This is a genomic window from Mycoplasma razini (assembly GCF_048076865.1).
GTDB lineage: Bacteria > Bacillota_I > Bacilli_A > Mycoplasmatales > Metamycoplasmataceae > Mycoplasmopsis.
The window spans coordinates 119298-140516 of record NZ_CP182212.1 but is presented as its reverse complement, the minus strand read 5'-3'; the positions used below and the strand labels follow the sequence as shown (position 1 = coordinate 140516).

Below are 21219 nucleotides of genomic sequence, written 5' to 3'. Positions count from 1 at the left end.
ATCAGATAAAAGAATATAATATAGGGAATTATGGGAATATTTAAATTACATGCAAATTACAAGCCAACTGGTGACCAGCCAAAAGCAATTAATCAATTGGTTGAAGGTATCAAACATCACGATAGAGAACAAGTCTTACAAGGTGTAACAGGGTCAGGAAAGACTTTTACAATTGCTAATGTTATTAAAGAATTCGATCGTCCTGTGATCGTTTTATCACATACCAAAACATTAGCTTCACAGCTTTATAGCGAATTAAAAAGTTTCTTTCCTGAAAATGCTGTTGAATATTTTATTTCATATTTTGACTATTATAGACCTGAAGCTTATATTCCATCAACTGATGTTTATATTGATAAGGATTCTAAAACTAACGAACAAATTGAAATTTTAAGACTTAGCGCTATTAACTCATTGTTAACTCGCAAAGATGTTATTATTGTAGCTAGTGTTAGCGCAATTTATGGTGCGCTAAATCCTGAAGTCTATAAAGATTCATTCTTTAGATTTTACTTACATCAACCTATTTCTATCAAAGAGTTTATTAATAAGTTAATTCAAATTAAATACGATCGAAATGACACTGTTCAAGAAGCTGGAGATTTTACTGTTAAAGGTGATGCTATATTTATTCGACCTGCTGATAACGAGGAAACTACGATTCGTGTTACTTTCTTTGGTGATGAAATTGAAGAAATTGCTGAAGTAGATCCTCTAACAAAGGAAGTAAAACAAAAACCTAAAATTTATGTTTTATCTCCAGGGAATGCTTATGCAACCGAGAATTCAATCTATGATGTAATTATTCCTAAAATACAAAAAGAGCTTGAGAAAAGTATTGCAGCATTTCAAAAGGAAGGAAAAATTCTAGAAGCTTCTCGTTTATCTCAAAGAATTCAAAACGATATGGATGACATGAAGGAATTTGGAATTTGCAAAGGAATTGAAAACTATTCAATGTACTTAGATGGTAGGGATTTTGGTCAAAGACCTTATACAATACTAGACTATTTCCCAAAAGATTCTTTAATGTTTATTGATGAATCTCACAAACTTGTTCCTCAAGTTGGAGGAATGTATGCAGGAGATCGTAGTCGTAAGGAAAACTTAGTTAATTATGGTTTTAGATTGCCTTCTGCACTAGAAAATAGACCTTTAAATTTTGAAGAATGAGAAAATAATTTTGATTTCTATAAAGTCTATATTTCAGCTACCCCAAGGGAATATGAGCTTAATAAAGCTGAAGGCAAGGTTGCTAAGCTATTTGTTCGGCCAACTGGTTTAGTTGACCCCGAAATTATTGTTAAACCTACACATAATCAAATTGAAGACATATATGATACATTGATAAAGCAACGTGAAACGAACTCTAGAACCTTAATTCTAACTTGATCTAAAAAACAAGCAGAAACTTTATCAGCTTATTTATTAGAAAAAGGAATCAAATCAGCTTATTTACACTCAGACTTTAACACCTTTGTACGGAATGAAATTTTACGTAAACTTCGTAAAGGAACTTATGAAGTTGTAGTTGCTATTAACTTATTACGTGAAGGTATGGATATTCCTGAAGTTTCCAAAGTCCTAGTACTGGATGCTGATAAGGAAGGTTTCATGCGTAATGCAGAAAGCTTAATTCAAATTACCGGGAGAGCTGCAAGAAATATTAATGGACAAGCTATCTTTTATGCAGACAAAATTACTCCAAGTATGCAAAAATGTATTGAAGATAATTTAGAAAAACGTACAATGCAGTTAGCATACAACAAAGAGCATAATATTGTACCTAAAACTATTATTAAGCCTATTCCTGAGCCTATCCAAGGACACGATATAAATAATGCTATCGAAGCAATTATTTCAAAAAGCCAAGCAAAGGGACGTATTAATAAAAAAGAAAAACAACAAGCTATTGATGAAATTCGCAAGCAAATGGAGCAAGCTGCAAAAGAATTAGACTATGAGCGCGCTATAGAACTACGTGACATTTTATTAGAACTACAAGTAGATGAAAAACATAAAGCAATCGAGGAGGATGACAATGAGTAAAGAAGATAAATTAATTATTCAAGGTGCTAGAGAAAATAACTTAAAAAATGTTAATTTAACAATCCCTAAAAATCAATTAGTTGTTTTTACAGGACTAAGTGGTAGTGGAAAAAGTTCATTAGCTTTTAACACCATATATGAAGAAGGTAGAAGAAGATATGTAGATTCACTTTCTTCATATGCACGTATGTTTCTTGGTGGAACTAAAAAACCTGATGTAGACAAAATTGAAGGTCTTTCTCCTTCTATTTCAATTGAGCAAAAAACTGTTCATAATAACCCAAGATCTACAGTTGGAACTGTAACTGAAATTTATGATTACTTTAGATTACTATTTGCACGGATTGGAAAACCTTTTTGTCCAAATCATAATATTGAAATTAGTTCACAAACAACTAAAGATATCTTAAATTCAATTTATCAATTACCAGAAAACTCAAAACTAATAATTTATGCACCATTAGTTGAAGGCGAAAAAGGTACTCATGCAAATTTACTTGAAAAATTACGTAAAGATGGATTTATAAGAGTTAAAATTGATGGCCAATTTTACATGCTTGAAGATAATATTGAATTGGCCAAAAACAATAAACATGATATTGATCTTGTTATTACTCGTGTAGTATTAAACGAAGAAAACTATGTCAGAATTGCTGAAGCACTTGATATAGCTGCTGAACATTCTAATGGACTTATAAAAGTTGAAGATGTAGAAACTAAGCAAATTTATACATATTCAAAAACTCACTCATGTATTTACAAAGATTTTAATATGCCTAAAATTGAAACTAGACTATTTTCATTCAATGCCCCTTATGGTATGTGTGAAAACTGTAAGGGTCTAGGAGTAGAATTTAAAGCTGACTTTGATGCAATAGTTCCTGAGCCTTGAAGAACTATTAATGAAGGAGCTATTAAATATTTCGAAAATACAATCAATACCACTAATTTAGAATGGCAAGAGTTTGATCAACTTCTTTTACACTATGGTATAGATAAAAACACTCCAATTGACGAATTAAAGCCAGAAGAACGCAATATTATTATGTATGGTTCAACTGAGCCAATTGCTTATGCTTTAAAATCATCTTCAAACAATATCATTCGTCGTGATCGTCAAATTGAAGGTATTGTTACAAAAATTGAAAAACTTTATTACGAAACTTCATCAGATCGTAGAAGAGACTATTTAAATAAATATATGGGTTCATTTACTTGTTCAGTCTGTGATGGATCACGTTTAAACCAAGCAGCAAGAGCTGTAAAAATTGATAATAAGAATATTTATGATTACACTTTAATGTCAGTTGAACAATGTTTAGCAAGTGTACAAGACTTATTAAGCAAATTAAATGAGCAAGAATTACAAATTTCTAATTTAATTACTAAGGAGTTAATCGATCGTTTATCTTTCTTAAAAAATGTAGGATTAGATTATTTAACCCTTAACCGTAGTGCTGAAACGCTTAGTGGTGGTGAAGCCCAAAGAATTAGATTAGCTACTCAAATAGGTTCAAACTTAACCGGAGTACTCTATGTTTTAGACGAACCTTCTATTGGCTTACACCAAAAAGACAATTTAAAACTCATTAACACATTAAGAAAAATGGTTGATATTGGTAATACCTTAATTGTTGTTGAACATGATGAAGACACTATGTTTTCAGCAGACTATATTGTTGACATTGGTCCACAAGCTGGAATTCATGGTGGTCAAGTTGTAGCTCAAGGGCATTTAGAAGATATTATTGCAAACCCTGATTCAATTACTGGAAAATACCTCTCACATGAATGAAACATTCCCGTACCATTAGCTAGAAGAAAAGGTAATAAAAATGAAATTACCATTAAAGGTGCTAGAGAAAATAACCTTAAAAATATTGATGTGACAATTCCTCTTGGTATGTTAGTTGGTATTACAGGTGTTTCTGGCTCAGGTAAAAGTACTTTAATTAATGAGATTTTTGTTCGTGGTATTCAATATTCACTTGGATTGCTTGATGGAATCAACCATAAAAAAGCTAAATTTAGCTCAATCCAAGGCTTAAACAACATTGATAAAGTTATTGCTGTTAACCAATCACCAATTGGTAGAACTCCTCGTTCTAACCCTGCAACTTACACTGGTGTATTTGACGATATTAGAGACATTTTTGGAAATATTGAAGAATCAAGAGCTCGCGGATATAGTAAATCTCGTTTTAGTTTTAATGTTCCTGGTGGGAGATGTGAAAAATGTTCTGGTGATGGATTTATTAAAATTGAAATGCACTTTTTACCAGATGTCTTTGTCCCATGTGATCAATGTGATGGAAAAAGATATAATCGTGAAACTCTTGAAATTAAATACCACAACAAAAACATTTCTCAAATTCTAGAAATGTCTGTTGAAGAAGCTCTAGAATTCTTTAAACACAAAGCTAAAATAGTTGAAAAACTACAAATTCTAATGGATGTTGGTTTAGGTTACATCCAACTTGGACAAATGTCAACAACTTTGAGTGGTGGTGAAGCTCAACGTGTTAAACTAGCAACTTATTTACAAAAGAAACCTACTGGTAAGACAGTTTATGTTTTAGATGAGCCAACAACTGGATTGCATACACATGATGTTAAAAAACTTATTGCTATTTTAAATCGTATTGTTGATAATGGTGACACAGTTGTTGTTATTGAGCACAACTTAGATGTTATTAAATCATGTGATCACATCATTGACCTTGGACCAGATGGAGGAATCCATGGAGGTCAAGTTGTAGCTCAAGGAACACCAGAGCAAGTTGCACAAAGCCCAAAAAGTTACACTGGTGAATTTTTAGCTAAAATTCTAAAAAATTAATTATCTTATTAAAAATAAGATAATAACTTATATAATTTAATAGTTATTTAAGGAATTTTTTATGAATAAAGATAAAAAGAAAATGAATGTCAAAAAAATTATTGAATTTTTTGACTTAAATATTGTCAATGGTAAGGATGTCGAACTTGAATACAATGACATCTATTTACCAGCTATAAAACGTGTAGGGCTTGAACTTGCTGAACACTTTGAAAATGATCGGATTTCTAAAAATGTTATTGCTTGAGGAACAGCTGAATCAACTTGATTTAGTTTAATCGGAAAAACCAAAGCTTATGAGTCATTAGAATGAGTCTTTTCTCGTAAGCCACCAATTGTTATCTTGTCAAAAGGATTTAATAAACCTGCAATCAATTGAGTTATTGATGTAGCTAATAAATATAAAATCCCAGTTGCTTTAGTGCGCATGTCTACTTCTTATATTTCAACCAACATTGGTTCATACTTAAACAATTATTTTGGAGAAGTAACTCAAGTACATGGTACTTTAGTGCTAATTGGTGGTACAGGTGTTCTAATTACTGGTGAATCAGGAATTGGAAAGTCAGAAGCTGCTTTACAATTAGTCCAACAAGGTAGTGTTTTAATTTCTGATGATGCAGTTTTAATTAAAGATAATGGGAACATTTTTATTGGTTCCTCACCAGATATGACACGTAATTTCTTAGAAATTAGAGGGATTGGTTTAGTAGACATTACACAATTATATGGAGTCTCTTCAGTTGCTAAATCTTCAATGATTGATTTAGTTATTGAATTAGTACGTCAAGAAGGCAAAAATGATTTCGATCGTTTAGGAACTGATTATTTAGAATATCCAATTTTTGGACGTTCAATTAAAAAAATGCAAATCCCTATAAAAGAAGGGGGCTCAGCAGCTTCATTAATTAAGGCTGCTGTTAATACATATCTTGCAAGAAACACAGGTATGAATGTAGTAGATATGTTATATGAAAGAGCACAAAAGGAGAATAATGAATAATAACTTACCTTCGTTTATACCAGAAACTGCAATAAGAGAAGGTACTCCAACAATTTTATTTAGTGTTGGAAGTTACCAAATGCACCTTTATTCATTAATGATAATGTTTGGGTTTTTATTCGCTATCCTTACAGTATTCTTTTATTGATATAAAGAAAAATGAGACTTAAACATCTTATTTGTAGTCATCATCATTACTGTTCCAGCCGGAATTTTTGGTGGTCGTTTAGGATTTATCATTGAACGTTTAATTTATGATCCATCCAATCCATTTCCCAATTCCCATTGATATGCCATCTGGGAAGGTGGACTAAGTATTCAAGGAGGGGTTATTTTAGCAGCCCTTCTAGATATTGTTTACTTATATACTAAACGTCAATACGTTGATCTGAGAAAAGCTTTTAGTTACATTTTACCAGCTGTTTTAGTTGGACAATTCGTTGGACGTTTTGGTAACTATGCAAACCACGAAGTTTATGGAAAAATAGACTGAAGTGGTTACAGTGTAACTTCTTTAGGAGAAACATTTGCATCTAATATGTACATTTCAGATGCAACAACCGATAAGCTTGGACTTGTTGGTGCTTACAGATATCCACTCTTCTTATATGAAGGATTAGCTAACTTAGTAGGTTATATTCTTCTTTGTTGAATATTCAACTATTTTGGAATCTTTAAACCAGGAGCTACTGGGGCTTTATACCTATTATGATATGGTGTAACTCGGGCAGCTATGGAACCATTAAGAGAAGAGTCATATAATCTTTACTCATATGTAGCTTTAATCTTTATTATTCTTGGAGTCATTTTATTTATTTACTTCCAATTCTTTGGGCTAGTTAAATACAATAAAACTTTCCAAAAATACAGATGAGTTTACGATATCAAAAACAAAGAACAATACAATAACTACGTGTATAGAACAAGCTTCAAATACTTGATATGTAAAATGAATACAAAATTAACTTATAAATAAAACATAATTAACATTTTAAAATATAAACATTAAGGAGTATATATGAATGAATCATATGATTTAGTAATTATTGGTGGTGGTCCAGCTGGTTTAAATGCTGCACTATATGCCTCAAGAGCTAACCTTTCGGTAGCTTTTATCGAAAAAAGTACCCCTGGTGGTAAATTATCAGCAACAAGTAAAGTTGAAAACTGATTAGGTACAGAAATGATTGAAGGATGACAACTTGCACAAGAATTCTTTGATCACTCACAAAAGTATGGAGCTAAATACATCTATGGTGATGTAGTAGAAGTCAAAAACATTGATACTACAAAGAAAGAAGTTTATTTAGCAAGCGGACAAGTTATTGAAGCTAAAACTATTTTAATTGCAACTGGTATGAAAAATAAAGTGCCTACATTTATTAAAAACATTGATCGCTTTATGAACCGTGGGGTTAGCTTCTGTGCAATTTGTGATGGTCCATTATTTGGTAAAAACCCAACTCTTGTTTTAGGGGCAGGTAACTCAGCTGTTGAGGAATCAGCTTATCTTTCAAGTATAGCATCTGAAGTGCACTTAGTAATTAAAGGTGGCGACTTTACTGCTGAAAGACGTTTAGTACAAGACCTTTACAAATTGCCAAATGTTAAAATTCATCGTTTTTCACAAGTAGTTGAACTTAAAGGTGAAGACTCATTACAAAGTGCTATTATTAGAGACCAAGATGGAAATGAAGAAGAAATTCAAGTGTCATCTTTCTTCCCATACATTGGTATGGAATCATCAGCATGGTTCTTACAAGATTTAGATATTTTAGATTCTAAAGGATTTGTTATCACAGATGAAAACATGGAAACTAAAGTTCCTGGAATCTTTGCAGCAGGTGATATTAGAGTTAAAGAAATTCGCCAAATTGTAACAGCAGCAAGTGATGGAGCTATCGCTGCTAAAAGAATTGTTGATCTTGTAAATACTGAAAAATAAATTGTAAAGTAGCCTTAGGGCTACTTTTTGTATAATTTAATTAAGGACTAAAAAATGAAGAAAAAAGATTTAATATCCAAACTATTGCAAATGGTTGGAAAAGTGCTTTCTGATAAGATAGAAAAAGACAAGGAACAATTAAGCAGTGAGATTTATAGTAAATACTTAAACAGCTTAGAAGAAGACATCAGTAATCTACATAAACAAGATTCACCTAACATCATCTCACTTGATAAGCCAATATATTATGTAGCTTTAGGTGATTCAATATCAGCTGGTTTTGATGGTTTTATAGATAAAGATTATCCTGGAAAATTTATTAATGGTGCTGTTGTAAATGGATGCTCTTTAGGTTCTTATTTTGCTGAAATTTTAAATAAAACAAATACCTTATCGCATTATGCAAATTATGCAGTATCTGGAACCAGCATTACTGATTGACTAAATTATTTACAAGATGATGAAACTAAAATTGATCAAAACAATATAGTCAAAGATGTTTTAACTAAACAAGGATATAATCATGAGACAGTAATGTTTGATATAAAACGTGCTAATTTAATTACAATTACTATTGGTGCAATGGATTTCTTCTATTTAGTCTTTTGATACTTATTTAATAATAAAACACAAGAATTATTCGACAGCTTAGATGCGCAAAATGAATATGAGGCTTTGAGCAACTATTTAAAAAATGGTTATGATAGTATTATGCAAATTGCTACTAAATCCTTGCAAGAATTTGTTAATCGCATTAAAGAATTGGCAGCTCCTGATGCAAATATAAACATTATTGCTTATCCTGTGCCATTTTTAATGTTGCAAAACGCTTTGCAGGAACATGTATTCAAATTAGGTCAACTTCCTCATTCAGAAACTAACATACTTGAAAGTTTAATTGGTTTGTTAAACAATGATCTAAAGACCATTAGTTATCAATCAGGAATAAATTACATTTCCTTATACAACAATGAATATTGGCATAAAAATGCAAGCTTAATGAGTGGAATTTATTATGATATTCACCCCAGCTTTCTAGCTTACAAAAAAATGGCCTTAGATCTTTACATTAAATTATCTACAAAACAAGTAACTAATAGTAACTTAAATGCATATGATTTTAATAAAGCTTATTGATTTTGTGATTATAACTTCTATAAATATCAACTTGAACAATATCCTGACTTAAATAAAATATTTGGGCCTAACTCACAGGACTATTTAAATAAGCTTAATGATTTTGACAGTCAAATGATACTGCAAAGAAATTACAAGAATTATCCTTTACGCTTGTCACAATTTACTGGATGAATTTTAGCAAGTTCAACTAAAATATCTTATAACATTTTTAATAGTGATTTATATCAACAACTAGATCCTGAAAGATTACTTATTAACTATATTCAAGACTTTACAACCCTTGAAAACTTAGTAAACGAAATCATGCAAACAGGAATTAAATCTGATTTATTATCAGATGTTTTAAACTCCCTGCAAGAAGAATTAGATCAAATAATCAAAAGCAAAAATATTACAAGCGAAGAAATTCTTAAAATTATATTTAATATTTTCAAAAAGAAAAATCTAGTATTAAAATCTCTTTATACTTTATTAAATTCAAATTTAGTGCAATATGATAAAGAACGATTTATTCAAATTATAAAAGTTATAGTTTATAACTTAGCAAGCTATATTGCTTCTAAATTTATTAATGTTATTGCTAATTTAGCTATTTCAACTTCAACAGAATTTGATTTAGACTTTGAAGATGAAATTAAGCAACTTAAAAAAACACTTAAGGAAGAACCTCAAATTAGTATTTTTACAAATGACATCCCAACAATTATTTGAATAGCTTTAGAAAACTTAATTCGTCATAGCGATGAATTAACTTCTTATGAGAAATTACTTTACATTTTAACTTATAGCTCTAGCAACAAGCAATATATACGTTTATACACCGATCTATCTTGATATATTTTAAAGTGAATTCGTCTATGGTTTGCTCAAAAGCCATTAAAAACAATCACTTTTACTTTATTAGACAAATGAGTATTTGATTCAACTAATGGACATATAATAAATTCCGAATTTAATCAGTTGTTTGAAAATATTTTATCCTTAATTCAATCTGATGAAAATTTAATAAAGGCTTTATCATTTATTAATTGCGCTATTAAAACTATTGCTAAAGAAATAATGAAATCAAAAGACTACAAGCATTTTAAAAGAAATATTAAGAAAAAACTGCTTTCGAAACATAAGATTAGAAAATATTTTATATTTATTTTTAATAAGCTTAACTGAAAAAATAAGTGTTCTTTAATTAAAATTTTATGATACTTAAGATAAAAAACTGGTCTATGGGCTGGTTTTTAATATATTTAAAAAATTCACTGAAAAAAACTGTAAAATTCAAGTGAATTAAATTAAAGAGGTTTTAAATGAACAAAAAAGAAACTGTTATTTTTGGTATGAAGAACGCCCAAAAATTAGCACAAACAATTTCAGATTTAATTGGAATTCCATTATCTGAAATTAACCGTACAGTTTATGCTGACGGAGAAGTTATGATTGGAGCAGCAGACACTGTTAGAGATAAAGATGTTTTCATTATTGCTAGCACATCACGTCCTGTAAATGATAATATAATGGAATTACTATTATTTATTGATTCGCTTAAACGGGCAAGTGCTAGATCAATTAACGTATGTCTAAGCTACTATGGATATGCGCGTCAAGATCGTAAAGTAAGTGGTAGACAGCCTATTGGAGCTAAATTAGTTGCTGATTTGCTCCAAAAAGCTGGTGTAACTAAATTAACTTGTGTAGATTTACACAACCCATCTATTCAAGGATTTTTCGATATCCCTGTTGATGATTTAAGAGGTCAATATCCACTTGCAATGGCCTTAAAAAAATTAAACACATCATTCACTGTTGTATCTCCAGATCATGGAGGAACAGTTAGAGCTAGAAAATTAGCTGAATTAATTGCTAATACAGTAAAAATTTGTATTATCGATAAAAGACGTACTGGAGTTAACCAAACTGAAGTCATGGGAATTATTGGTAATATTGAAGGCCAAAATGCTGTTATAGTTGATGATATTATTGATACAGGCGGAACAATTATTAAAGCAGCAGACACTTTAAAAGAACATGGTGCAAAACGTATAATTGTTATGGCTACACATGGGATTTTTACTAAAGGCTTTGATGTTTTTGAAAATAATCCAAATATTGAAAAAGTTATTGTGACTGATAGTATTGATAATGCTGAATTGCTTGAAAAATATAGTAAACTTGAAATTGTCTCACTAGGTGATTTCTTAGGAAGAGTAATTAATGCTACATTAGAAGGCAGCTCAATAACTAGTGTATATCAACAAATGAAGGAAGAAATAAATAAATATGGACAAAATGACTAAAAAAGAAATAGTCAAACAATTATGCCTAAAAAATAACTGGGAATTTGATTTATTTGATCAATATGTTAAATTAATTGAAGAAAAAAATCAAGTTATGAACTTGACTGGTTTTACTGGTGAAAGACTATGAGAAGAAGGTATTTTAGAATCTCTCTACTTTATGGAAGAAATAACCAAAGGTATTCACAATGGTGAAATATTAGATATTGGAGCTGGTGCTGGATTCCCTTCAATTCCATATGTTTTAACTAAACCAGATAATCATGTAACCATTTATGAACCAATTGGAAAAAGAGTTAATTTCTTAAACGAAGTTATAGACAAATTAAACTTACAAGACTATGTTACAGTCTTTAAAATACGTTCTGAGGAACAAAAAGAAAAGAATTTATTTGATGTAGTGACAGCTCGTGCAGTTGCTGATGTGAGAGCTTTATTAATGTCGTCATTCCATTTAGTAAAACTAAAAGGAAAAATGGCTTTATTAAAAGGAATAAAAGTTCATGAAGAAATATCAGATGCACAAGATATTTTAGCTAAATTAGACTACAATTTAGAATTAAAAGAATTTATTCAACCTGATGTTGAACGTGATAACTTTATTCTTACTATCACAAAAAATCGTTCTACACCAAAAGAGTTTCCATACTTATGAAAAGATATTAAGAAAAAATAGAGGGCAACCTCTATTTTTTATCTTAAGACATATTTACTTTATTAACAAATTTTTCATTTGAATTATCACTTACTTGTGAAATAGCATCAACAATTGCTTTACGATCTTTTCTATCTAAATCAGGAATAATAACTCTTAAATTTAGACGTAAATCACCTTGCGCTCCTTTATATTTAACACCTTTTTGAGGAACTTTAATTGTTTTTTGATCAGTATAACTTTTCTTTAATTTAATTGAAACATCACCTCAAGGACTTGGAACTTTTATGCTATTTTCAAGCATTATATCAACAAATGAAACCGGAAGGTCTAATTCAATATTTAGCCCATCTCTATGGAAGTATGGATGTTCTAACACTTGAACATGAATCATCATATCCCCAGGTTCTCCACCATTTCTTCCAGGTGCACCATATCCAGCTAATTTTAAAGTTAATCCACTATCTGCTCCTTCAGGAACTTTAATTGTGACAGTTTTTTGAACTTTAAGATATTTTTCACCACGGCATTCGCTACATTTATTTTTAATAGTTTTACCTGTACCATTACATGAACGACATGGTTCTTGCACCATTTGTTGGCCAAAGAAACCATTTACCATTCTTGTGGTAAATCCTTGTCCTTTACAGTCACTACATGTTGTTATATCACTTGCACTTTCCGCACCAGTACCACCACAATGTAAACATAATTCTCATTTATCTAGTTTTTGTTTAATTGTAGTTCCATGTATCGCGTCCATGAATGTAACATTTAAAACTGAATTATAGTTATCTCCTTTTTGTCTCATTGAGCTAGAAGAACCTCTGTTTCTTCTACCACCAAAGCCTCCGAAGATATTTTCAAAAATATCTTGGAAATCACCTGCATTAAATCCACCTGATTGATATTGACCATTAAAGCCTCCAGCACCACCAGCATATCCTTTACCATTAGCTGCATCTGCTCCATGCATATCATAGATCTTTCTTTTTTCAGGGTCTGAAAGAATTTGGTAAGCCTCATTAAGCTCCTTCATTTTTTCGTCACCAGAACCATCCTTAAGTTTATCAGGGTGATATTGCATTGCAAGTTTTCTATAGGCTGTTTTAATTTCTTTTTCGGTAGCAGTTTTTTCTACTCCAAGTACTTTGTAATAATCTTTTTCCATAATGTTTTATATTTTAGCATATTTTTACTTCATTTGCTAATTTTTTATAAATAAATATATTTATTCATTTTTTAAATGTTATTATAAAATTTATATAAAAAAGGAGATAGTAATATGGTATCAAGCGAATATACTTTAGAAATTAATAACTTAAGCAAATCATTTAAAAGCAATAAAGCATTAAATAATTTAAGCTTTAAAGTTAAAAAAGGTGAGCTTTTTGGTTTCCTTGGACTTAATGGTGCAGGTAAAACTACTACATTAAGTATTATTTTAGGAATAACTAAAAAAGACTCAGGTCAAATAATTGTTGATGGCATTGATATTGACAAAAATCATGCCAATGAAATTAATCGTAAAATTGGTATAGTTTTCCAAGAATCAATATTAGATGAAAAGCTTACTGTTTATGATAACCTTATGTCACGTGCAGCAATGTACAAGAAATATTTTAAAAATACTTCTATTAAGGATTTGGTACAAAAGGTTATTGACGATTTTCAATTACAAGATTTATTAAATAAAAGTTATTCATCACTATCAGGTGGGCAAAGAAGAAGAGTTGATATAGCTCGTTCTCTTGTTCATCAACCTGAAATTTTATTTTTAGATGAACCTACAACAGGGTTAGATCCTAATTCTCGTGAATTAGTTTGAACAATTTTAAGAAAAATTCAAGCAGAAAGACACTTAACAATTTTATTAACTACTCACTACATGGAAGAAGCTAATTTCTGTAACTATGCAATAATCCTACAAAAAGGCCACAAACTTGCAGAAGGTACTCCTACTGAATTAAAAAATAAATATAGTAAAACTAGAATTATTGTTTATCAAGACCCTAATTCAGTGCTAGAAAACATATTTAAAGAAAATGGTGGTACTTATACATATTCAGATCAAAGATATTTTGTTGAATTTGAATCATACCAAGCAGCTCGTGAATTTGTCTTAAAATATGGTGCAATTTTAAATGACTATGAATTAATCAAAGGTACTATGGATGATGTATTCTTAAATGTTACAAAAAATAAGAAGGAGGAAAAATAGAATGTTACAACTACATTGATTAGTTAGAAGAAATTTCTTACTCTTTTTTAAAGATCCAAGAAAAATCTTATCAACATTTATGTCACCAATCATAACTGTTTTCCTATTTATTTTATTTGGTAAGTATCTATTTTCTCAACAAGTTGCCTCAGCACCAATTAGCGAACTTGAAAAAAGTCAATTTATTGATGCTTCTATGCTTACAGGGCTATTAAGTTTATCAACAATAACTACAGCTCTCTCATTATCGGTTTTTATCGTACAAGATGCTGAAAAGAAAATCTTTAATGATTTAGCTATTACCCCAATTAAACCTTCATTAATACGTTTTAGTTATTTAATAGTTAATATTATTTTAAACGTTTTAATCTGTATAGTACTTTATGCTTTATTCCTTGTCTATATGGCAATTAATAAAACAATTACTTTATTTACTGTAATATCAGCTTTCCAAATGCTTGGAGTAGTAATTCTTGGAGCTGTCTTAAACTCAGCTATTTTCACTTTTATATTTAGTTTTGTTAAAAGCGTTGCAATTTACTCAGCATTATTAGGAATGATTTCATCAATGTCAGGATTCTTCATTGGTGCATTCGTGCCTTTAGAAGTCTTTCCAGAAGTATTAAGACAAATCTTATCAGTTCTACCTGGAACACAAATCACAGATCTGCTTAGATATTATGCTTTATCAAGTATTTCTAATATGCCTTCATTCTCTGACATATCACTTGTAGGAAAAACAATTGCACCATGAATTTCATTTGTGTATGTTTCATCATTTGCAGTTGTTGCTATTGCATTTTCATACATATTTAGATTTAATGCAAAGAAATCAAGATAAAAAAATAACAAGGTTTGGCCTTGTTATTTTTTTGTAACATTCATTATTTACGAATGTTAAGAGCTTCAATAACTTTGCTGTATTCTTCAAAGTTATTTTCTCTTAAGTGTTTTAATAACACTTTACGTTGAGAAATTTTAGCTAAGAACCCTCTTCTTGAGTGGTTGTCTTTAGGGTTGTTTAAGAAGTGAGGTTTTAATAACTCGATGTCTTCTGTTAAAATAGCAATTTGAACTGCTGTGTTCCCTGTATCTTTAGCGTCTTTTCCGAATTGTTTAACTAATTCAGCTTTTCTTTCTTTTGAAACCATAATATTCTCCTTTATTATGTTTTAGACCTAGCTGGTATTTACATATCAACCAAGTTTAAAATTTATGTTTAATTAATAGTTTTAAGTATTATATATGATATTTAAATATATCTAAAATATTTTTCTTCTTATACAGCAAGAATATAAATTATTTTTTACTTCTTGTTACGAGCAAAATAATCTTTTGCTAAGGCAATATCATCTTGGGTAATCTTGTCATCAAAGTTAGAAATAGCTACTCTGATCTTGTGCTTAATTTCACAAACAACAATACTATCTTGAACTGATTCATTAAGTTGATAACCAATTAAATATACTTTTCTGGAACCACTTTTAGTAACATGCAAAATACCATAATAAACTAACTCTTGAATGTGAAATAATGCACAATAGAGTCCGGCATGTATTTTAGCTAGCTTAGGATTAATTTCTAATTGATCCTCTTTTAAAATACCTGAAAAAGCATAATCATAGACCAATAGTGAGTTGATAAAATCAACATCCCCAAATTCTAAACTTTCTTTTAGTTTTGAAGTTGATATTTTGCTTCCAATATCTTGCATTAATTCAACCTCTTGAACTCTAAATAAATTCTCAAACTCTGGTGTTTTAAAATCACTTAAATTTGAACTTGCATGAATTCCGAATTTAAAATCTTCTCCAGCAATAAAGGTAACATAATTACCTTGAGCAAGTTTTGCTAAAAACTCACTACCTTCTAAATTTTTAACTTCATTAAAATCAAGCTGCACAATAGCATCAAATGGTAATCTAGCTAACTGTTCGTATTTAGCATAGTTATCTGTAAAAATAGAATCCTTAAATTTTGGCATTCCCTTTTCAGCATTAAAACATACTAAAATTACTCTTCCGCCATTTGCTTTAGCTTGCTTAAAAAGTTGGTAATGTCCAAGGTGAAAAGATTCAAAAGAACCAAGAATGAAATTGTCTCCAGTTGTTGCAACAAACTCAGAAAGTTCGTAAACAATTAATTGATCCATTAAATTAATTTAAGTTCCTTTAATTTTAAATATGCACCATCATATTCACAATCAAGTGCAATATCATTTGCAACAGATTTAATTCATTCATTAGCTCTTTCCATTGCTACACCATAGTAAGCATCTCTAATCATTTCATAGTCATTAGAGCTATCTCCAAAAGCAATTAAATTTTCATCAATTTTGTATCCTAACATTTCACATAAAATGCTTAAAGTATGACTTTTAGAAACATTTTTAGGACCTATAAAAATTCCTCTTGACCATTTTGCTGATACTTCCATATCTAAATTATGTTCTAAAATGTATTGTTCAACTTCACGAGCTATTTCATCTGAACCATCAACATTTAAAGTTATTACATATAAGTCATCTTTGCTTAATTCGTTTTCATCAAAATTGTAGTAATTTGAAACAAATGGGCGAATAAATCATGAACTTAAATTCATGCTAGGTGTTTTAAAAACTTTATCAAAGTCAGCTACAGCAAAAGCAGCAACTTTATCTTTAAAAGCATGATACATTTCAATTACTTCTTCACGCTTTAAAGTATTTTTATAAACAAACTCTTTTTTATTATTATCAAAAATGAATGCTCCATTAGCACCAATAAAGTAGTCTACAGGAGCTAATTGATCTAAAAAGTCTCCTATAGTTGCAAATTCACGTGCGGATGAAATTACAGTTGTAATTCCATTCATTTTTAGTAGTGGAAAAATCTTTCTTGTATTAAGAGAAAATGTAGTTGTTCCATTAGGCAAGATTGTGCCATCTACATCAAAGGCAGCAATTTTAATTAAATCTTTTAATTGTTTCATTTTTTATATCCTTTCAAGTGCAACTTTTTTGGGCTGGAAAATGTTGTTTGTTACTTGCCCAATGGCACATATTAAATTATTTGCAGGATTCTTTAATAAATACATCCCGTCAGCAGTTACTATTTTAAATGAATTTCCGTGTTCTATCGCTTTAATATTTTCATTTTTTAAAATTAAAATAGGCAATGAAATAATATCACTGATTGCAATTGGTGCATATTCATTTTCTTTTAAGTTATCAAGTTTTACATTTCCAACTTGAGTACGCTTAAGTGCTGTCATGATCGCATGCTTATTACAATATTTTGCTGTATCCACTAAAATTGTTCGAATGTATGTTCCTTCAGAAACTTCTAAATAAACTTGAGCTTCTTGCTTTTGATAATCAAACTCAAGAAGTTTATAAGTAAATATTTTGATATTTTGCGCTTTTAGTTCAATTTCTTCATTGTTTCTGGCATATTCATATGCTTTTTTTCCATTAATTTTTTTAGCACTAAAAATAGGTGGAATTTGGGTAGTTGTTTGAGAGATGTATTCGATTGCATTTAATAATTCTGATTCAGTAATTGCTGATTCGTTTGATTTTTCAACTACTCCATCACTATCATAAGTATCAGAAAAATAACCAAATTTTACTTTAGCAATGTAACTTTTATTTTTATTATCAACATATTGAAGTAACTTTGTTTCGAAATCTGTAGCAACAATCATTAATCCTTCTGCTAGCGGATCTAGTATTCCAATATGTCCAATTTTAGAAGCGTTTAGCTCTCTCTGCAAGGAGCGAACAGTCTTATTTGCAAAGACTGTTGTTGGTTTATAAAACTTGTAAAACATATAACCTCTTTTAATATAAATATTAAAATAATTATAGCAATATAAAAACAAAATAATGTTATAATAACTTTAATTATGGATACAAAGAAGAGCCCAATTATTATTTTTACTGGACCAAGTGGCGTTGGTAAAGGAACTGTAGAAAGATTGCTTTTTGAATACGATGAGTTAAACCTATCGTTATCTTGTTCTGCGACTACTCGTCTGCCTCGCGAGGGTGAACTTGATGGTATCCACTACTATTTCATTGATGTAGATAGATTTAGAGACAAGATTAAAAGTCGTAAATTTATTGAATTCTCATATCATTTATCAAATTACTATGGAACACTTTATTCAGAACTAGACAAAATACATGCTAAAAATAAAGTTCCAATGTTAGAAATTGAAACTAATGGTGCGAAACAAATTATTAAAAAATTTTCAACTGATTCTAAAGAAGCTGAAAAATATAATTTAATTACTATTTTCTTAGCACCTCCATCTGTTTCAGATTTACGTGAACGTATTTTAAAACGTGGATCAGAAAACAATGAAACATTAAAACAAAGATTGAAGAAGGCTGAAGACGAAATAGCTGATTCATATCTATTCAAGTACAAAATTATCAATGATGTGCCTGAGAGAGCAGCTGAAGAAATTCGTGCTATCCTTCACAAGGAGCTAGGCATTGAAGATTAATTATTATTTAGAATCTTTACAAGGAATTAGAGCTAAAAACGATGATAGAGCAAGTGTTTTTCAAAATGAAAAAGCTACACTTGCTGTTTTATGTGACGGGATTGGTGGACACTCTTTTGGAGATGAAGCTGCTCAAACAGTTATCGATACATTCCATGTAGAATTCACTCATAATTTTTATGTCAAAAATAATTTAACTGCAAAGCAGTGAATTTTTTCAGTCTTTGACAAGGCGAAAAGCACATTAAAACAACTATCACAAACCCAAAGTGGAAAAGAATCAATGGGAACAACTGCTGTTGGGTGTTTAATCTTACATGAGACACAAAATGTTATCATATTTAATTCAGGTGATAGTCGTTGTTATATAGCTAAAGAACATGGTTTAGTGCAAGTCACAATTGATCATAATGTTGAAAATCAACTAATTTCTGAAGGCGAAGATATCGAAAAATACAATCCAGAAATGAGAAAATACCTTACAAGTGCTGTCTTACCAAATTACAATACTTTAATTGAACTTTTTGAAGTTTCTCCTAAAGGATTTCACAATATTAAAAAACTTTTATTAACTTCTGATGGAATTCATGGTTTTATGTCTAAAAGTGAACTTGAATACTTAATCTTGCAAGATAAGCCATTAAAAGATATTGCTAAAGAAGTTTTGGATCTAGCTATTGTTTCAGAATCCACCGATAATATGACGCTAGTTTTATTAAGTATTGATCAAGGAGAGCAAAATGTCAAATAATTTTTCAGTACCTTCTAGTTCTAGAATTCATCTCAAATATGAAGTTAAACGCATCCTTGGTAGTGGTGGAATGGGAACAGTTTTTATGGTCGTACCTAAAGATGATCCTAGTAAAAAATATGCTTTAAAATTTATGAATAATGTTTATGACAAAGTTGCTTATAAACGTTTCCATGAAGAAGCAGCTTTACTTGGAAAAGTACATTCTAAACACATTCCACAACTCATTGAATACTATGGTGATAATGTTGAACAATATTATGTTATGGAATATATCTCAGGTAATACTTTATACAATATTATTAGAGCTAATGGATCGCTAAACATTAAAAAAGCTAAAACTTATATAAATAAAATTGCTGAAGGTATTGGCGAATTGCATAATAATGGCGTTATTCACCGGGACATTAAAAGTCAAAATATCATTATTGATGATTTTCACAATGTTAAAATTATTGACTTAGGAATTAGTCTAACTCCTGAATCACAACGTCTTACTAAAGTTAATGCTGTTATTTGCAGCCCTTATTATGCAGCTCCTGAATACACTATTAAAGGTGCGCCTATTACTAAGGCTGTGGACATTTATGCCTTAGGTGTAGTTTTATTTGAAATGTTAACCGGGCAATATCCATTTGAAGGTGAACGTGATCAAGACACAATTATGATGCATTACAAAAACACTTTCCCTTCACCAAAGGACTTTGTAGACATTCCACAAGCAATGTGTAATGTAGTCATTAAGGCCACAGCTAAAAGACCCGAAGATCGTTACCAAAGTGTTCAAGAATTTCAACAAGATCTCAGAACATGCCTTAGTCCAGAAAGACTTTTTGAAGCCCCTTTAAGTCCAAAAACCCTCAAAAAGAAACATAAGCTTGCAGATATTATTAATTCAAATGCATTTTTAATTACAGCATTATGCCTTATTGCTTTATTAATTATTGCTGTAACTGTAGCCTTAGTAGTATTGGAGTATATTTAATGCAATATAAAGTAACAAAAATAGTTTCTGGTATTTATACTGTTTCAAATGGAGAAGAAACATTAGAAATACCAGCAGCCGGGAAATTAAGATACCTTGAGCAATCTCCTGTTGTCGGGGATAATGTAATTGTTTCAAATGGAATAATTACTGAAATTTTGCCACAGAAAAATAGCTTTATTCGCCCTAAAGTAGCAAATGTAGATCAAATTATTGTATTTATGTCAATTGAGCAACCTAAATTTCAACCATTTTTAGTAGATAAATATTTTGCAATTATTGAAAGTAAAAATATTACGCCCGTCCTTTTTATTACTAAAACTGATTTAAATTTAAAGTATGCTAATGAAATAGCACAATTATATAGAGGGATGCAATATAGAGTTGAATTAATCAACAACAGTGATCCAGATAGTTATCTAGATTCATTGCAAAATTTATTTGATAAGAAATATTCAGTCTTCATGGGACAAAGTGGTGTTGGAAAGACTACCACTTTGAATGCTCTAGGGCAACATAATTTCTTAACACAGGAAATTTCTAAAGCATTAGGCAGAGGAAAACATACAACTCGTGTAGTTTCAATTATTAACTTTAATAATGGCTACTTAATTGATACTCCAGGCTTTTCTTCATTGTCATTAGATATGGATAAAGAAGAATTGGCCAAAAGTTTTAAAGTATTTAAAGAGCTATCTAATTTATGTAAGTTTCGCAATTGTTTGCACCTAAATGAAAGTGTCCAAGATTGTGCTATAAAACAACAAGTTGGTAGTGAATTAATACCTCAAATAAGATATAATAACTATATTAAATTATTAGACGAAATTACTAATGGAAGGAAATAAT

Annotated in this window: 19 protein-coding genes; 14 read left to right on the top strand and 5 right to left on the bottom strand. The window is 30.1% G+C overall.

The features are described from left to right. Window positions 1-30: 30 nt before the first annotated feature. The 8 genes from uvrB (at window position 31) to rsmG (ending at window position 11943) form a co-directional block, all read left to right on the top strand. Window positions 31-2049, top strand: coding sequence for an excinuclease ABC subunit UvrB (gene uvrB, locus ACM0L0_RS00710; RefSeq protein WP_416738656.1), 2019 nt, complete (start codon window positions 31-33; stop codon window positions 2047-2049). Beyond that, window positions 2042-4888, top strand: a complete 2847-nt coding sequence (gene uvrA, locus ACM0L0_RS00705; protein WP_416738655.1) for an excinuclease ABC subunit UvrA — start codon at window positions 2042-2044, stop codon at window positions 4886-4888. Before uvrB ends, uvrA begins: the two co-directional genes overlap by 8 nt. 61 nt (window positions 4889-4949) lie before the next feature. Further along, window positions 4950-5891, top strand: coding sequence for an HPr(Ser) kinase/phosphatase (hprK, locus tag ACM0L0_RS00700; RefSeq protein WP_416738654.1), 942 nt, complete (start codon window positions 4950-4952; stop codon window positions 5889-5891). Next, window positions 5884-6867, top strand: a complete 984-nt coding sequence (gene lgt, locus ACM0L0_RS00695) for a prolipoprotein diacylglyceryl transferase (protein ID WP_416738653.1) — start codon at window positions 5884-5886, stop codon at window positions 6865-6867. Before hprK ends, lgt begins: the two co-directional genes overlap by 8 nt. Window positions 6868-6909: 42 nt before the next feature. Next, window positions 6910-7836 carry an NAD(P)/FAD-dependent oxidoreductase gene (locus ACM0L0_RS00690; protein WP_416738652.1) on the top strand — a complete coding sequence of 309 codons (927 nt, stop codon included), beginning with the start codon at window positions 6910-6912 and terminating at the stop codon, window positions 7834-7836. A 54-nt stretch (window positions 7837-7890) separates the two neighbouring features. Then, the gene (locus ACM0L0_RS00685) at window positions 7891-10188 is read left to right on the top strand and encodes an SGNH/GDSL hydrolase family protein (protein WP_416738651.1); all 2298 of its coding nucleotides are present in this window, start codon (window positions 7891-7893) and stop codon (window positions 10186-10188) included. A 92-nt stretch (window positions 10189-10280) separates the two neighbouring features. After that, window positions 10281-11267: a ribose-phosphate pyrophosphokinase gene (locus ACM0L0_RS00680; RefSeq protein ID WP_416738650.1), complete on the top strand. Its 987-nt coding sequence runs from the start codon at window positions 10281-10283 to the stop codon at window positions 11265-11267. Then, on the top strand, window positions 11251-11943 hold the full coding sequence (gene rsmG, locus ACM0L0_RS00675) for a 16S rRNA (guanine(527)-N(7))-methyltransferase RsmG (RefSeq protein WP_416738649.1): 693 nt from the start codon (window positions 11251-11253) through the stop codon (window positions 11941-11943). The genes ACM0L0_RS00680 and rsmG overlap by 17 nt, the downstream gene beginning before the upstream one ends. Window positions 11944-11965: 22 nt before the next feature. On the opposite strand, the gene ACM0L0_RS00670 is transcribed toward rsmG, so the two are convergent. After that, window positions 11966-13093, bottom strand: a complete 1128-nt coding sequence (locus ACM0L0_RS00670; protein ID WP_416738648.1) for a DnaJ C-terminal domain-containing protein — start codon at window positions 13091-13093, stop codon at window positions 11966-11968. A gap of 114 nt (window positions 13094-13207) precedes the next feature. Between ACM0L0_RS00670 and ACM0L0_RS00665 the strand changes: the two genes are divergently transcribed. Both ACM0L0_RS00665 and ACM0L0_RS00660 read left to right on the top strand, forming a co-directional pair. Further along, window positions 13208-14143 (top strand): ATP-binding cassette domain-containing protein, encoded by a 936-nt coding sequence (locus ACM0L0_RS00665; RefSeq protein WP_416738647.1) that lies wholly within the window; start codon window positions 13208-13210, stop codon window positions 14141-14143. Between the two features lies 1 nt (window position 14144). Further along, window positions 14145-14984 (top strand): ABC transporter permease, encoded by an 840-nt coding sequence (locus tag ACM0L0_RS00660; protein ID WP_416738646.1) that lies wholly within the window; start codon window positions 14145-14147, stop codon window positions 14982-14984. Window positions 14985-15027: 43 nt separating this feature from the next. Here the strand turns inward: ACM0L0_RS00660 and rpsO are convergent, their stop codons facing one another. From rpsO to truB, 4 genes are all read right to left on the bottom strand, one after another. Then, window positions 15028-15294: a 30S ribosomal protein S15 gene (rpsO, locus tag ACM0L0_RS00655; RefSeq protein ID WP_416738645.1), complete on the bottom strand. Its 267-nt coding sequence runs from the start codon at window positions 15292-15294 to the stop codon at window positions 15028-15030. 155 nt (window positions 15295-15449) lie between these two features. Further along, window positions 15450-16295 carry an FAD synthase gene (locus ACM0L0_RS00650; protein WP_416738644.1) on the bottom strand — a complete coding sequence of 282 codons (846 nt, stop codon included), beginning with the start codon at window positions 16293-16295 and terminating at the stop codon, window positions 15450-15452. Further along, window positions 16295-17113, bottom strand: a complete 819-nt coding sequence (locus ACM0L0_RS00645) for a YcsE-related riboflavin metabolism phosphatase (RefSeq protein WP_416738643.1) — start codon at window positions 17111-17113, stop codon at window positions 16295-16297. Before ACM0L0_RS00645 ends, ACM0L0_RS00650 begins: the two co-directional genes overlap by 1 nt. Before the next feature lie 3 nt (window positions 17114-17116). Then, on the bottom strand, window positions 17117-17953 hold the full coding sequence (truB, locus tag ACM0L0_RS00640) for a tRNA pseudouridine(55) synthase TruB (RefSeq protein WP_416738642.1): 837 nt from the start codon (window positions 17951-17953) through the stop codon (window positions 17117-17119). 75 nt (window positions 17954-18028) lie between these two features. Here truB and gmk point away from each other — a divergent pair, with 75 nt between their 5' ends. Genes gmk through rsgA form a run of 4 tightly spaced genes read left to right on the top strand, consistent with a single transcriptional unit; the run spans window position 18029 to window position 21218 of the window. Then, on the top strand, window positions 18029-18634 hold the full coding sequence (gene gmk, locus ACM0L0_RS00635) for a guanylate kinase (RefSeq protein ID WP_416738641.1): 606 nt from the start codon (window positions 18029-18031) through the stop codon (window positions 18632-18634). Further along, window positions 18624-19385, top strand: a complete 762-nt coding sequence (locus tag ACM0L0_RS00630; RefSeq protein ID WP_416738640.1) for a PP2C family protein-serine/threonine phosphatase — start codon at window positions 18624-18626, stop codon at window positions 19383-19385. Before gmk ends, ACM0L0_RS00630 begins: the two co-directional genes overlap by 11 nt. Next, window positions 19375-20370 (top strand): serine/threonine protein kinase, encoded by a 996-nt coding sequence (locus ACM0L0_RS00625; RefSeq protein WP_416738639.1) that lies wholly within the window; start codon window positions 19375-19377, stop codon window positions 20368-20370. Before ACM0L0_RS00630 ends, ACM0L0_RS00625 begins: the two co-directional genes overlap by 11 nt. Then, window positions 20370-21218, top strand: a complete 849-nt coding sequence (gene rsgA / locus ACM0L0_RS00620; protein WP_416738638.1) for a ribosome small subunit-dependent GTPase A — start codon at window positions 20370-20372, stop codon at window positions 21216-21218. The genes ACM0L0_RS00625 and rsgA overlap by 1 nt, the downstream gene beginning before the upstream one ends. Window position 21219: the final 1 nt, after the last annotated feature.